At 55.5% G+C, this 12,546-nt stretch carries 26 protein-coding genes; all 26 read left to right on the top strand.

Annotation, left to right across the window (positions count from 1 at the left end; translation table 11 throughout):
* Positions 1-350: 350 nt before the first annotated feature.
* A complete protein-coding gene (rpsJ, locus tag A0251_RS15115) occupies positions 351-662 on the top strand; it encodes a 30S ribosomal protein S10 (RefSeq protein WP_022986497.1) in 312 nt (103 codons plus the stop codon).
* A 43-nt stretch (positions 663-705) separates the two neighbouring features.
* Positions 706-1,341 carry a 50S ribosomal protein L3 gene (gene rplC / locus A0251_RS15110; protein ID WP_035249924.1) on the top strand — a complete coding sequence of 212 codons (636 nt, stop codon included), beginning with the start codon at positions 706-708 and terminating at the stop codon, positions 1,339-1,341.
* Positions 1,342-1,355: 14 nt separating this feature from the next.
* Positions 1,356-1,958 carry a 50S ribosomal protein L4 gene (gene rplD / locus A0251_RS15105; protein WP_062817667.1) on the top strand — a complete coding sequence of 201 codons (603 nt, stop codon included), beginning with the start codon at positions 1,356-1,358 and terminating at the stop codon, positions 1,956-1,958.
* Complete coding sequence (rplW, locus tag A0251_RS15100; protein ID WP_062817666.1) at positions 1,955-2,251, top strand: 50S ribosomal protein L23; 297 nt, start codon at positions 1,955-1,957, stop codon at positions 2,249-2,251. The genes rplD and rplW overlap by 4 nt, the downstream gene beginning before the upstream one ends.
* An 18-nt stretch (positions 2,252-2,269) precedes the next feature.
* Entirely contained in the window at positions 2,270-3,094 is an 825-nt protein-coding gene (gene rplB / locus A0251_RS15095) for a 50S ribosomal protein L2 (protein ID WP_062817665.1), read from the top strand.
* 22 nt (positions 3,095-3,116) lie between these two features.
* Positions 3,117-3,392: a 30S ribosomal protein S19 gene (gene rpsS / locus A0251_RS15090; protein WP_035249928.1), complete on the top strand. Its 276-nt coding sequence runs from the start codon at positions 3,117-3,119 to the stop codon at positions 3,390-3,392.
* 10 nt (positions 3,393-3,402) lie between these two features.
* Positions 3,403-3,747 carry a 50S ribosomal protein L22 gene (rplV, locus tag A0251_RS15085; protein ID WP_062817664.1) on the top strand — a complete coding sequence of 115 codons (345 nt, stop codon included), beginning with the start codon at positions 3,403-3,405 and terminating at the stop codon, positions 3,745-3,747.
* Positions 3,748-3,751: 4 nt separating this feature from the next.
* Positions 3,752-4,450 (top strand): 30S ribosomal protein S3, encoded by a 699-nt coding sequence (gene rpsC / locus A0251_RS15080; RefSeq protein ID WP_062817663.1) that lies wholly within the window; start codon positions 3,752-3,754, stop codon positions 4,448-4,450.
* A 13-nt stretch (positions 4,451-4,463) separates the two neighbouring features.
* On the top strand, positions 4,464-4,877 hold the full coding sequence (gene rplP, locus A0251_RS15075) for a 50S ribosomal protein L16 (RefSeq protein WP_035249931.1): 414 nt from the start codon (positions 4,464-4,466) through the stop codon (positions 4,875-4,877).
* Positions 4,878-4,880: 3 nt separating this feature from the next.
* Positions 4,881-5,072, top strand: coding sequence for a 50S ribosomal protein L29 (rpmC, locus tag A0251_RS15070; protein ID WP_062817662.1), 192 nt, complete (start codon positions 4,881-4,883; stop codon positions 5,070-5,072).
* 2 nt (positions 5,073-5,074) lie between these two features.
* Complete coding sequence (gene rpsQ / locus A0251_RS15065; RefSeq protein WP_035249932.1) at positions 5,075-5,341, top strand: 30S ribosomal protein S17; 267 nt, start codon at positions 5,075-5,077, stop codon at positions 5,339-5,341.
* Between the two features lie 50 nt (positions 5,342-5,391).
* Positions 5,392-5,760 carry a 50S ribosomal protein L14 gene (rplN, locus tag A0251_RS15060; RefSeq protein WP_022986486.1) on the top strand — a complete coding sequence of 123 codons (369 nt, stop codon included), beginning with the start codon at positions 5,392-5,394 and terminating at the stop codon, positions 5,758-5,760.
* Between the two features lie 15 nt (positions 5,761-5,775).
* Positions 5,776-6,084, top strand: coding sequence for a 50S ribosomal protein L24 (gene rplX, locus A0251_RS15055; RefSeq protein WP_062817661.1), 309 nt, complete (start codon positions 5,776-5,778; stop codon positions 6,082-6,084).
* A 12-nt stretch (positions 6,085-6,096) separates the two neighbouring features.
* The gene (gene rplE / locus A0251_RS15050; protein ID WP_062817660.1) at positions 6,097-6,636 is read left to right on the top strand and encodes a 50S ribosomal protein L5; all 540 of its coding nucleotides are present in this window, start codon (positions 6,097-6,099) and stop codon (positions 6,634-6,636) included.
* 11 nt (positions 6,637-6,647) lie between these two features.
* Positions 6,648-6,953, top strand: a complete 306-nt coding sequence (gene rpsN, locus A0251_RS15045; RefSeq protein ID WP_062817659.1) for a 30S ribosomal protein S14 — start codon at positions 6,648-6,650, stop codon at positions 6,951-6,953.
* Positions 6,954-6,979: 26 nt separating this feature from the next.
* Positions 6,980-7,372, top strand: a complete 393-nt coding sequence (gene rpsH / locus A0251_RS15040; RefSeq protein WP_062817658.1) for a 30S ribosomal protein S8 — start codon at positions 6,980-6,982, stop codon at positions 7,370-7,372.
* Positions 7,373-7,403: 31 nt separating this feature from the next.
* A complete protein-coding gene (gene rplF, locus A0251_RS15035) occupies positions 7,404-7,937 on the top strand; it encodes a 50S ribosomal protein L6 (protein ID WP_062817657.1) in 534 nt (177 codons plus the stop codon).
* Positions 7,938-7,954: 17 nt separating this feature from the next.
* A complete protein-coding gene (gene rplR / locus A0251_RS15030) occupies positions 7,955-8,305 on the top strand; it encodes a 50S ribosomal protein L18 (protein WP_062817656.1) in 351 nt (116 codons plus the stop codon).
* Between the two features lie 12 nt (positions 8,306-8,317).
* Entirely contained in the window at positions 8,318-8,815 is a 498-nt protein-coding gene (rpsE, locus tag A0251_RS15025; RefSeq protein ID WP_035249941.1) for a 30S ribosomal protein S5, read from the top strand.
* Between the two features lie 23 nt (positions 8,816-8,838).
* Positions 8,839-9,021, top strand: coding sequence for a 50S ribosomal protein L30 (gene rpmD / locus A0251_RS15020; protein ID WP_062817655.1), 183 nt, complete (start codon positions 8,839-8,841; stop codon positions 9,019-9,021).
* A 3-nt stretch (positions 9,022-9,024) separates the two neighbouring features.
* Complete coding sequence (rplO, locus tag A0251_RS15015; RefSeq protein WP_035249946.1) at positions 9,025-9,459, top strand: 50S ribosomal protein L15; 435 nt, start codon at positions 9,025-9,027, stop codon at positions 9,457-9,459.
* 11 nt (positions 9,460-9,470) lie between these two features.
* The gene (gene secY, locus A0251_RS15010) at positions 9,471-10,853 is read left to right on the top strand and encodes a preprotein translocase subunit SecY (protein ID WP_062817654.1); all 1,383 of its coding nucleotides are present in this window, start codon (positions 9,471-9,473) and stop codon (positions 10,851-10,853) included.
* 17 nt (positions 10,854-10,870) lie between these two features.
* Positions 10,871-10,987: a 50S ribosomal protein L36 gene (rpmJ, locus tag A0251_RS15005; RefSeq protein WP_008928865.1), complete on the top strand. Its 117-nt coding sequence runs from the start codon at positions 10,871-10,873 to the stop codon at positions 10,985-10,987.
* Between the two features lie 116 nt (positions 10,988-11,103).
* Positions 11,104-11,460 (top strand): 30S ribosomal protein S13, encoded by a 357-nt coding sequence (gene rpsM, locus A0251_RS15000; protein WP_062817653.1) that lies wholly within the window; start codon positions 11,104-11,106, stop codon positions 11,458-11,460.
* A gap of 35 nt (positions 11,461-11,495) precedes the next feature.
* Positions 11,496-11,894 carry a 30S ribosomal protein S11 gene (gene rpsK / locus A0251_RS14995; RefSeq protein WP_011587706.1) on the top strand — a complete coding sequence of 133 codons (399 nt, stop codon included), beginning with the start codon at positions 11,496-11,498 and terminating at the stop codon, positions 11,892-11,894.
* 16 nt (positions 11,895-11,910) lie between these two features.
* Positions 11,911-12,543 (top strand): 30S ribosomal protein S4, encoded by a 633-nt coding sequence (gene rpsD, locus A0251_RS14990; RefSeq protein WP_062817652.1) that lies wholly within the window; start codon positions 11,911-11,913, stop codon positions 12,541-12,543.
* Positions 12,544-12,546: the final 3 nt, after the last annotated feature.

The following is a 12,546-nucleotide window of genomic DNA, read 5'->3' as shown; positions in this document are numbered from 1 at the left end:
CCTTACTGGGTGTGAAAAGGGGGTCGCTGGCGGCCCCCTTTTTGATGCTGGTGTCAGGCCTTGGGGCGTGCGCCGGCGTGCTCTCGCAGTGTCGGGGGCGGGTAGAAGGTGGGTCTGAAGAGCGAAAGCACTTTATTTTCACTTTTTTGCCGGATTTCCCGGATTAGGGCCAAAAGGTCCTTGCAATGCCGGGGGGGAATGGCTACTATCTGCGCCCTGCTTTCGAGCAGTACCAACCGGGGCATTGTTCCCGGGCTTGTTTTGACACCACTCACCTATCCATTGGCGATCAGGTAAGTGGGCTTTTTGCCATATAAATATGGTTCGAAACAGTCTGGAGTTTGTTAGCTATGGCTAACCAAAGAATCCGCATCCGGCTCAAGGCCTTTGATCATCGTCTGATTGATCAGTCCGCCCAAGAGATCGTGGATACGGCTAAACGGACAGGCGCGCAAGTGACGGGTCCTATCCCGCTGCCGACGCGTAAAGAACGCTTTACAGTGCTGATCTCTCCGCACGTAAATAAAGACGCGCGAGATCAGTATGAGATCCGCACCCACAAGCGGCTGGTGGACATCGTTGAGCCTACGGATAAAACCGTGGATGCGCTGATGAAGCTGGATCTGGCTGCTGGTGTGGATGTGCAGATCAGCCTGGGTTAACAACGGGCGGGTATTACCGCGACAGGTTGTGAAGAGGTAAACAATGGCGATTGGTGTGATCGGTCGGAAATGTGGGATGACTCGGGTCTTCACTGAGGAAGGTATCAGTGTTCCCGTGACTGTCATCGAAGTGACCCCGAATCGGGTCTCCCAGCTCAAGGCCGAAGAATCAGATGGCTACCAGGCCGTGCAAGTAACGGTCGGTGAGCGCCGTGCCAGCCGCGTGACCAAGGCGCAAGCCGGTCATTTCGCAAAAGCTGGTGTAGAAGCGGGCCGTGGTGTTTGGGAATTCCGTGCTGAGGCAGGTGAGCTGCAGCCGGGTTCTGAAGTGACCGTCGAAGGATTTGAAGCGGGTCAGATGATTGATGTGACCGGCACTTCCAAAGGTAAGGGTTTTGCTGGTGGCGTGAAGCGTTGGAACTTCAGCACCCAGGATATGACCCACGGTAACTCCTTGTCTCATCGTGCTCCGGGTTCCATTGGTCAGAACCAGACTCCGGGCCGCGTATTCAAAGGCAAGAAGATGGCTGGCCATATGGGTGCTGAGCGCGTCACTGTCCAGAATCTGGAAGTGGTTCGCGTAGATGCTGAAAAGAATCTGTTGCTGGTTAAAGGTGCGGTCCCCGGTGCTACCGGTGGTGATGTGATCGTGCGTCTGGCAGTGAAGGCGAAGGCCTGAAAGAGGAATAGAGGATGAATCTCAATACTGCCTCTGGAGGTACCGTTACCGTTTCCGAAGTCGCCTTCGGCAAGGACTTTAACGAGCCTCTGGTTCATCAGGTTGTGACTGCGTTTCTGGCTGGTGCCCGTCAAGGTACCAAGGCACAGAAAAACCGCTCTGATGTGAGTGGTGGTGGCCGTAAGCCGTGGCGTCAAAAAGGCACCGGTCGTGCCCGTGCTGGTACGATCCGTAGCCCGATCTGGCGTGGCGGCGGCAAGACATTTGCTGCGGTAAACCGTGATCACTCTCAGAAAGTGAACCGTAAAATGTACCGTGGTGCGCTCCAGTGCATCATGTCTGAGCTGGTTCGTCAGGATCGCCTGGTTGTGGTGGATGAATTCACCGTGGGCGAGCCCAAGACCAAGGCTGTTGCAGCCAAGCTGAAAGAGCTGGATCTGGCTAACGTCCTGATCGTGACCGACAGTGTTGACGAGAACCTGTATCTGGGTTCGCGCAACCTGCCCAAGGTCGACGTTCGTGACGCTGACGGCGTGGATCCGGTGAGCCTGATTGCTTTCGAGAAGGTGCTCGTTACTGTGCCGGCTCTGAAGAAGCTTGAGGAGGCACTGGCATGAACCAGGAACGTATTTTGAAAGTGCTGCGTGCTGCGCACGTCTCTGAGAAGGCAACCATTCTTGCTGATCAGAACGGCACCTTCGTGTTTAAAGTGGCTAAAGATGCGAACAAGCTGGAAATCAAAAAGGCCGTTGAAGCCCTTTTTGAAGTGAAGGTTAAAGCTGTTCGTACCGCCAACATGAAAGGCAAGTCCAAATTCTTCGGTCGCGTTGCGGGTAAGCGCGCTGACTGGAAGAAGGCCTACGTTTCCCTAGAGGAAGGCCAGGACATTGACTTCCTGGGCGCAGAGTAAGGAAGGGAGTAAGGAATAATGGCGATTGTAAAGTGCAAGCCGACTTCTCCGGGCCGCCGCTTTGTAGTCAAGGTGGTCAGCGAAGAACTGCATAAAGGTGCTCCCTACGCGCCGCTGTTGGAAGCCAAGAGCAAAAACGGTGGTCGTAACAACAATGGTCGCATTACTACCCGTCATAAAGGTGGTGGTCACAAGCAGAAATACCGTTTGATTGACTTCCGTCGTAACAAAGATGGTGTAGTAGGCATTGTTGAGCGTCTGGAATACGATCCGAACCGTTCCGCGCACATTGCGCTGGTCAAGTACCTGGACGGTGAGCGTCGTTATATTCTGGCCCCCAAAGGCCTGCAGGCGGAAGACCGTATCCAGTCCGGCGAAGATGCGCCGATCAAGCTGGGTAACGCGCTGCCGCTGCGTAACATTCCGCTGGGTTCCACCGTGCATAACGTGGAAATGAAGCCCGGTAAAGGTGGTCAGTTGGCCCGCTCTGCAGGGACTTCCGTGCAGGTGCTGGCGAAAGACGGTCAGTATGTGACCCTGCGTCTGCGCTCCGGCGAGATGCGCAAGGTTCACGCCGACTGCAAGGCGACCATCGGTTCAGTATCCAACAGTGAGCATAGTTTGCGCTCACTGGGTAAAGCGGGCGCAACGCGCTGGCGGGGTGTTCGACCCACCGTTCGCGGTGCGGCGATGAACCCGGTCGACCACCCACATGGTGGTGGTGAAGGGCGCTCTTCTGGTGGTCGTCATCCGGTAACCCCCTGGGGTGTACCGACCAAGGGCCACAAGACCCGTACAAACAAGCGCACTTCCAAGATGATTGTGCGTGACCGTCGTAAGTAAGGGATAAAGAGAGGTTCAGGCTGTGCCACGTTCACTGAAAAAAGGTCCTTTTGTGGATCACCACCTGCTCAGCAAGGTGGAAGATGCGGTGGAAGCCGGCTCCCGTAAGCCGATTAAAACCTGGTCCCGTCGCTCCATGATTGTTCCGGAGATGGTGGGTCTGACAATTGCTGTGCATAACGGCAAACAGCATGTCCCGGTAATGGTTACCGAGCACATGGTGGGCCACAAGTTGGGCGAGTTCGCCCTGACCCGCACTTACCGCGGGCATATCGTGGACAAAAAGGCTAAGCGATAAGGTGACAGCCATGGCTACTGAAGTTGCAGCCCGTCTGCGCGGCGCAAGAATTTCGGCTCAGAAAGCCCGCCTCGTAGCGGACCAGGTCCGAGGCCTGGAAGTCGAGAAGGCGCTGAATCTTCTGGAATTCAGCCCGAAGAAGGCGGCAAAAATCGTTAAGAAAGTGCTGGAGTCCGCGATTGCAAATGCGGAAAACAACGACGGCGCTGACGTTGATGAGCTGAAGGTGTCCACGGTTTACGTGGATGAAGGCATGACCATGAAGCGTATTCGTCCGCGCGCCAAAGGCCGCGCTGACCGAATCCTCAAGCGTACTTGCCACATTACTGTGAAAGTCTCAGAAGGTCAGGAGTAACCAGATGGGTCAGAAAGTTCATCCGGTCGGTATTCGCCTTGGCATTGTCAAAGAGCACAACTCGCTCTGGTATGCCGGACCGAAGTCTTACTCAGACTGCCTGGTTACCGACCTGCAGGTACGTGAGTTCCTGTTCAAGCGTTTGAAGAACGCGTCGGTGAGCCGTATCAAGATTGAGCGTCCGTCAGAGAACGTGCGCATCACTATTGCTACTGCGCGTCCGGGCATCGTGATCGGCAAAAAAGGCGAAGACGTTGAGCGTCTGCGTCGTGATGTTGCCGCTCAGATGGGTGTGCCGGTTCATATCAACATCGAGGAAGTGCGCAAGCCCGACCTGGATGCGCGTCTGGTAGGCGACAATGTTGCCGGTCAGCTGGAGCGCCGTGTGATGTTCCGTCGCGCCATGAAGCGTGCGGTTCAGAACGCCATGAAGTCCGGTGCTGAAGGTATCAAGATTCAGCTGTCCGGTCGTCTGGGTGGTGCAGAAATTGCGCGTACCGAATGGTACCGCGAGGGCCGAGTGCCTCTGCATACTTTGCGTGCCGACATCGATTACGCAAGCGTACGTGCTGAAACCACTTACGGCACCATCGGTATCAAGGTGTGGATCTTCCGTGGCGAAGTGCTTGGTGGCATGGAGCAGGTTCAGCAGGAAGAGCAGCAGAAGCAGTCCAAGGGCGCGAAGAAGCGCGGCCGCGGTTAAAGGGTAACGAACGATGTTGCAGCCGAAGCGTACCAAATTCCGGAAAGTGATGAAGGGCCGTAACCGCGGCCTGGCACAGCGGGGCAGCAAGGTGTCTTTTGGCACCATTGGTCTGCAAGCGACCGGTCGTGGCCGTATTACTGCGCGCCAGATCGAAGCGGCCCGTCGTGCAATGACCCGCCACATCAAGCGTGGTGGAAAAATTTGGATCCGGGTTTTCCCGGACAAGCCGATTACCAAGAAGCCTCTTGAAGTGCGGATGGGTAAAGGTAAGGGTTCTGTAGAGTATTGGGTTGCCCAGATTCAACCGGGCAAGATGCTTTACGAAATGGAAGGTGTGTCAGAAGACGTTGCGCGTGAAGCGTTCCGTCTGGCCGCGGCCAAGCTGCCGGTAAGCACCCGTGTCGTGACTCGGACGGTGATGTAAGCCATGAAAGCGAGCGAGCTGAAAGAAAAGAGTGTCGAAGAGCTGCAGCAGACGCAAATCGAGCTGCTTGAGGAACAATTCAAGCTGCGTATGAAGAGCGCGTCCGGTCAGATTTCTAAAACCCATGAGCTTGGGAAGGTTCGCCGCAATATTGCGCGCGTTAAGACCATTCTGAGAGAGAAGCAGGGTAACTAGTCATGGCAGAGGCGAATACAATGCGCCGGACCGCTACCGGCAAAGTCATCTCTAACAAAGGTGACAAAACTATCACTGTGTTGGTAGAGCGCCGGGTCCAGCACCCGATTTACGGCAAGATCATCAAGCGTTCCACGAAACTGATGGCGCACGATGAAGAGAACACATGTCGTGAAGGTGACCTGGTCACCATTGAGGAGTGCCGGCCGCTGTCCAAGCGCAAGACCTGGATGCTGGTAAACGTAGTTGAACAGGCGAACGAAGCCTGACGGACCGTTGCTGTGGCTGCCTGTAAAGGCAGAGTTGGAGAGATTTAGCGATGATTCAGACCGAAAGCATGCTCGAAGTCGCCGATAACAGTGGCGCCCGTCGGGTACAGTGCATCAAAGTGCTGGGTGGTTCTCACCGCCGCTATGCAGGCATTGGTGACATCATCAAGGTCACAGTGAAGGAAGCAATTCCGCGCGGCCGTGTTAAGAAAGGTGATGTAATGACCGCTGTGGTTGTGCGTACCCGTAAGGGTGTGCGCCGTCCAGACGGTTCACTGATTCGTTTCGACGAAAACGCCGCGGTGCTGTTGAACAACAACAAGGCACCGATCGGTACCCGGATCTTCGGCCCGGTAACGCGGGAGCTGCGTACCGAGCAGTTCATGAAGATCATCTCCCTGGCACCTGAAGTTCTGTAAAGGCGGGTGAAGGTAATGCTCAAGATTAAGCGTGATGACGAAGTCATCGTAATTGCGGGAAAGGACAAAGGTAAGCGCGGCTCTGTTCGGCAGGTTCTGGACAATGGTCGTCTCATCGTTGCTGGCGTCAACATGGTCAAGAAACATGTTAAGGCCAATCCTAACCGTGGTACTCAAGGCGGCATCGTAGAACAGGAAGCATCGCTTAACGCTTCCAACGTTGCCATCTGGAACCCCAAGACGCAGAAAGCGGATCGTGTGGGCTTCCGTTTTGAAGACGGCAAGAAAGTGCGTTTCTTCAAGTCCAACGGCGAAACGCTGTAGGTTAGGTGACCCATGAGTGATCTGAAAAAGATTTATCAAGACGAGATCGTGCCCAAGCTGAAAGATGAGCTTGGTCTCGGTAATATCATGGAAGTGCCAAAGATCACCAAGATCACCCTGAACATGGGTGTTGGTGAGGCCTCCCAGGATCGTAAGGCGATGGATGGTGCCCTGGCGGACATGACTGCGATTTCCGGTCAGAAGCCCCTGGTAACCAACGCGCGGAAGTCTGTTGCAGGCTTCAAGATTCGTGAAGGTTGGCCGATTGGTTGCAAGGTAACCCTGCGTGGCGAGCGTATGTATGAATTTCTCGAGCGCCTGGTTTCCATTGCCATTCCGCGAATTCGCGACTTCCGTGGTCTGAATCCGAAATCCTTTGACGGGCGTGGTAACTATTCCATGGGTCTGCGTGAGCAGATCGTTTTCCCGGAAATCGATTTCGACAAAGTCGACAAGCTGCGTGGTCTGGATATTACCATCACCACCACAGCGAAGAACGACGACCAAGCACGGGCGCTGCTGCGCGCCTTCAACTTCCCGCTGAAGGGCTAAGAGGATTTATCATGGCTAAAGAATCCATGAAAAACCGGGAAGCAAAACGCGCTAAGCTGGTTAAGCGTTTTGCCGCCAAGCGTGCAGCGCTTAAGGCGATTATCCAGGATCCCAATGCAGAACCTGAAGCGAAGTGGGATGCTCAGCTTCAGCTGCAAAAATTGCCGCGCGATTCTTCCCCGGTTCGTCAGCGTAACCGCTGCCGTATCACCGGTCGTCCGCACGGCTACTACCGCAAGTTCGGCCTGAGCCGGATCAAGCTGCGTGAAGCAGCGATGCGCGGTGATGTTCCCGGTCTGGTTAAGTCCAGCTGGTAAGCAAAGTTAAGCGGAGCGATTGCGGCATGAGCATGCAAGATACCATGGCGGATATGTTAACTCGTATTCGTAACGCCCAGATGGCCGAGAAAGTACAGGTCGAGATTCCTGCCTCCAAGGCAAAGGAAGCTGTAGCCAAAGTACTGAAGGAAGAGGGCTTCATTGCTGATTACAAGATCAGTGATGACAAGAAACCGGTAATGACGGTTGAGCTTAAGTATTTCGAAGGCAACCCGGTGATTGACACGATCAAACGGGTAAGTCGTCCTGGTCTGCGGGTCTACAAGGCCGCGGGTGAGATTCCCAAGGTCAAAGGCGGCCTGGGTATCATGATCGTATCCACCAATCAGGGCATTATTTCTGACCGCGCAGCGCGCAAAGCCAATGTTGGTGGCGAGCTGATCTGCGAAGTGTCCTAACAGAAGTGGCGTAGACGGGTTAGGTGCAGCAATGTCTAGAGTAGCTAAAAGTCCGGTAAATCTGCCGAAGGGCGTCGAAGTCAAAGTCGACGGCCAGAAAGTCACCGTTAAAGGTGGCAAGGGCAGCCTGGAGCACGAAGTTCACGAGCTGGTAGCCGTGTCCCTGGAAGACGGTGTGGTATCAGTGAAGCCGCACGATGATTCCCAGAAGGCATGGGCACTGGCCGGGACCTCTCGGGCTCTGCTGAATAACATGGTGACTGGCGTTGCCGAAGGGTTCGAGCGCAAGCTTCAGCTCCTCGGCGTGGGTTATCGCGCGCAGGCTCAGGGCAAGGTACTGAACCTGACCCTCGGTTTCTCCCACCCGGTAGCTTTCGAGCTGCCTGAAGGGATTACCGTTGAAACCCCGAGCCAGACCGAAATTGTCATTAAAGGCATTGATAAGCAGCTGGTTGGTCAGGTTGCTGCCAATGTTCGGGCCTTCCGTCCGCCTGAGCCCTACAAGGGCAAAGGGGTGCGCTATGCTGATGAGCAAGTGCGCCGTAAGGAAGCCAAGAAGAAATAATCGTCGAGATTGATGCCATGAAAGACAAAAAAGTTTCACGTCTACGCAGGGCCAAGCGCACTCGCCTGAAGATCCGCGAGCTGGGCCAAGTCCGTCTCTGCGTACATCGTACCCCGCGTCATATTTATGCGCAGGTGATCTCTGTGGCTGGTGACCAGGTGCTGGCGTCTGCAAGCACGGTCGAGAAAGATCTGCGTGCTGATGCGACAGGTAATGCTGACGCAGCGGTGAAAGTTGGCCAGCTGATCGCTCAGCGTGCCAAGGAAGCGGGCATTGAGCGCGTAGCCTTTGACCGTTCTGGTTTCAAATATCACGGCCGTGTTAAGGCGCTGGCGGATGCCGCGCGTGAAAACGGTCTTGAATTCTAAGGGTGCTTGGTTATGGCGAAGGTTGATCCCAACGAAGGTCTGCAGGAAAAGCTGGTTCAGGTAAACCGGGTTGCTAAGGTAGTTAAAGGCGGCCGTATTTTCGGTTTTACCGCGTTGACCGTAGTGGGTGACGGCAAGGGTAAAGTCGGCTTTGGTCGTGGTAAGGCCCGTGAAGTGCCTGCCGCTATCCAGAAAGCCCTGGAAGCTGCCCGCCGCAACATGATTCAGGTGGAGCTTAACGGCACCACCATCCAGCACCCGATGAAGGCTCGTCACGGTGCCTCCAAGGTGTACATGCAGCCGGCCGATGACGGTACCGGTGTAATTGCCGGCGGTGCCATGCGTGCCGTGCTGGAAGTCGCAGGCGTTCAGAACGTACTGGCCAAGTGCTATGGCTCCACCAATCCGGTAAACGTGGTTCGGGCTACTTTTAACGGCCTGAAGTCCATGGCGTCTCCGGAGTCTGTGGCTGCCAAGCGTGGCAAGTCTGTCGAAGACATTCTGAACTAAGCGCAGATAACGGAATCGTTACGATGGCTGATAAGATCAAGGTAAAGCTGGTTAAGAGCATCAACGGCCGGCTGGAAAAGCATAGGGCCTGTGTGCGCGGTCTCGGTCTGCGCCGCATCGGCCACACTGTGGAAGTTGAAGATACCCCGGCAGTTCGCGGCATGATCAACAAGGTCGCGTATCTGGTGCAGGTAGAGGGAGAATAAGTGATGCGTCTGAATGATCTGCATCCCGCTGAAGGTTCCCGTCCGGACGCCAAGCGCGTAGGTCGTGGTATCGGCTCCGGCCTGGGCAAGACCGGTGGTCGCGGCCACAAGGGTCAGAAGTCCCGTTCCGGCGGTACGGTGAAGCCCGGTTTCGAAGGTGGTCAGATGCCGCTGCAGCGTCGTGTGCCGAAGTTCGGTTTCACGTCCAAGCTGGCTATGGGCACTGCCGAAGTTCGCCTGGCTGAGCTTGCCAAAGTTGACGGCGACGTTATCGATCTGGCCGCCCTGAAAGCAGCCAATGTTGTGCGTCGTGACATGAAGCGCGCCAAGATTGTTCTGCAGGGTGAAATCGACCGTGCAGTAACCATTCGTGGCGTAGCGATCAGCAAAGGCGCCCGCGAAGCGGTCGAGAAAGCTGGCGGTAAAGTCGAAGAATAAGGCAGCGCTTTATGGCGAAGAATCGCGCTCAGACATTGAATGGTGGTCCGCCCAAGGCTGATAGCAGTGCAATGCGTGAGCTGTGGCGGAGAATCGGTTTTCTGTTGGGCGCCCTGGTGGTGTTCCGGATCGGGGCACATATCCCGGTCCCGGGCATGAACCCGGAAGCGTTGCAACAGATGTTCAACAACAACCGGGACACCATTCTTGGTCTCTTCAACATGTTCTCCGGGGGTTCCCTGGAGCGCATGAGTATCTTTGCGCTGGGCATTATGCCCTACATTACTGCCAGCATCGTGATTCAGCTGATGACGGCAGTGGTGCCTACCCTGGAGCAGCTCCGCAAGGAAGGTGAACAGGGTCGACGCAAGATTACCCAGTACACCCGTTATCTGACGGTTTTGCTGGGTGGCATCCAGTCTTTCGGCATGGTTGCCGGACTGAACAGCCAGGGCATTACGCTGCTGCCGGAAACGGCCAGCACCATGCAGGTTGCCAGCTTCTATTTCGTGGCGGTAACCACCCTGCTGACCGGTACCGTGTTCCTGATGTGGCTGGGTGAGCAGATTACCGAGCGGGGCATTGGTAATGGTATTTCCATGCTGATCTTCGCATCCATTGTGGCAGGCCTGCCTGGCGCCATTGCGCAGACTTTCGAGTCCGCCCGTACTGGTGACCTGAGCCTGATCATGATGTTGTTTGTGTTCCTGGTGGCTCTCGCCGTGATTTTCGGTGTGGTCTTCATGGAGCGCGGACAGCGCCGTATTACGGTGAACTATGCGCGTCGTCAGCAGGGACGTCGTGTGTATGCAGCGCAGCAGAGTCATCTGCCGCTGAAGGTGAACATGGCAGGTGTTATTCCGGCTATCTTTGCCAGCTCCATTCTGCTGTTTCCGGCGTCGCTGACCCAGTGGTTCAGTGATTCGAATCCGGATTCCTGGTGGGGCCAGGCACTGAGAAACGTGAGTGATGCTCTGCTGCCCGGGACTCCGCTGTATATTCTGCTGTTTACCCTGGCAATCGTGTTCTTCTGCTACTTTTATACTGCGCTGGTGTTCAATCCGAAGGATGTCGCTGACAACCTGAAGAAATCCGGCGCATATATTCCGGGCATTCGCCCGGGCGAGCAATCTGCTCGCTATATCGACACAGTGATGGGCCGTTTGACCCTGATCGGTTCGGTATATATGACGCTGGTGTGCTTGTTGCCACTGGGTCTGCAGGCAGTTGCCAACGTGCCCTTCTATCTGGGCGGCACCTCTCTGCTGATTGTAGTGGTGGTGGTGATGGACTTCTGGTCGCAGGTAAATTCGCACCTGACGTCCACCCAGTACGAGAAGTTGATGAAGAAATCCAACCTGAAAGGGTATGGTGGCACCGGTCTGGTGCGTTAACGAACGAGGCGAGTGCGATGAAAGTTCAGGCTTCTGTGAAGAAGATCTGCCGAAACTGCAAAGTGATCCGTCGTAAGGGTCGCGTCATGGTGATCTGCAGTGCCGAACCCCGGCACAAGCAGCGCCAGGGTTAAGGTTACGTCTTCTTTTAAGTGTTTGGTTGAAATTCAGTCGGTGTAGCGCTAGACTCTGCCGCCTTTCGGCGCCTCAGAGCCTGGCGCCACCCGTTTTGTGAATCGGAGATATTCGGATGGCCCGTATTGCAGGCGTTAACATCCCGGAAAATAAGCACACGGTGATCTCTCTCACCTACATCTTCGGGATCGGTCGTACCCGTGCAGCTCAAATCTGCACCGCGGCCGGTATTGATCAGACCGCGAAAGTTCGTGATCTGAGCGGTGAACAACTTGACGTCATTCGTGGCGAGGTAGCCAAGTTGTCTACTGAAGGTGACCTGCGCCGGGAAATCACCATGAACATCAAGCGTCTGATGGACCTCGGTTGCTACCGTGGTATTCGTCATCGTCGCGGCTTGCCACTGCGTGGCCAGCGTACCAAGACCAATGCTCGGACCCGTAAAGGTCCGCGTAAACCGATTCGCAAATAAGCTGAAACGTCAGCGGCTGGATTTGGATAGGCATTATGGCTAAGTCAAAGAAAGATAGTGGCGCACGTCGTAAGAAGGTAACGCGTACCGTTGCAGACGGTATCGCCCACGTGCACGCATCCTTCAACAATACCATCATCACCATCACTGATCGTCAGGGCAATGCGTTGTCCTGGGCGACCTCCGGTGGCGCTGGTTTCCGTGGTTCCCGTAAAAGCACCCCGTTTGCTGCCCAGGTGGCGGCTGAAAACGCGGGCAACGCTGCCAAGGACTACGGTCTCAAGAATTTGGAAGTACGGGTAAAAGGCCCGGGCCCAGGTCGCGAATCTTCCATTCGTGCCCTGAATGGCTGTGGCTACAAGATTACCCATATTGAGGACGTTACGCCGATTCCGCATAACGGCTGTCGTCCGCCCAAAAAGCGTCGCGTGTAACGGGAGTTAAAGCAAGATGGCAAGATACATCGGTCCCAAGTGCAAGCTTTCCCGTCGTGAAGGCACCGATCTGTTCCTGAAGAGCGGTATCCGCCCTCTGGAATCCAAGTGTAAAGCGGAGCAGGCTCCGGGGCAGGCAGCTGGCGCAAGCGGTCGTCGTCCGGCTCGTTTGTCCGACTACGGTGTGCAGCTGCGTGAGAAGCAGAAAGTTCGTCGTACCTACGGTGTACTGGAAAAGCAGTTCCGCAGCTACTACAAGAAAGCCGCCTCTTCCAAGGGTGCAACCGGCGAAGTCCTGCTGCAACTTCTGGAAGGTCGTCTGGATAACGTGGTTTACCGCATGGGCTTCGGCTCCACCCGCGCCGAAGCGCGTCAGCTGGTTAGCCACCGTGCGATTCTGGTCAACGGTCAGTCTGTCAATGTGGCTTCCTATCAGGTCAAGCCCGGTGACATCATCACCGTTCGCGAGAAGTCCAAAGCTCAGTTGCGCGTGAAAAACGCCATGGAGCTGGCTCAGCAGCGTGGCTTTATGCCCTGGATCGAAGTTGACGAGAAGAAGCTGGAAGGTACCTACAAGGCGAAGCCTGAGCGTATCGACCTGCCTGCCGAGATCAACGAAAACCTGATCGTCGAGCTGTACTCCAAGTAAGGA

Source organism: Alcanivorax sp. NBRC 102024, assembly GCF_001602235.1.
In the GTDB taxonomy this organism is placed as follows: Bacteria; Pseudomonadota; Gammaproteobacteria; order Pseudomonadales; family Alcanivoracaceae; genus Alcanivorax.
This window is presented reverse-complemented; position numbering and strand designations above follow the sequence as displayed.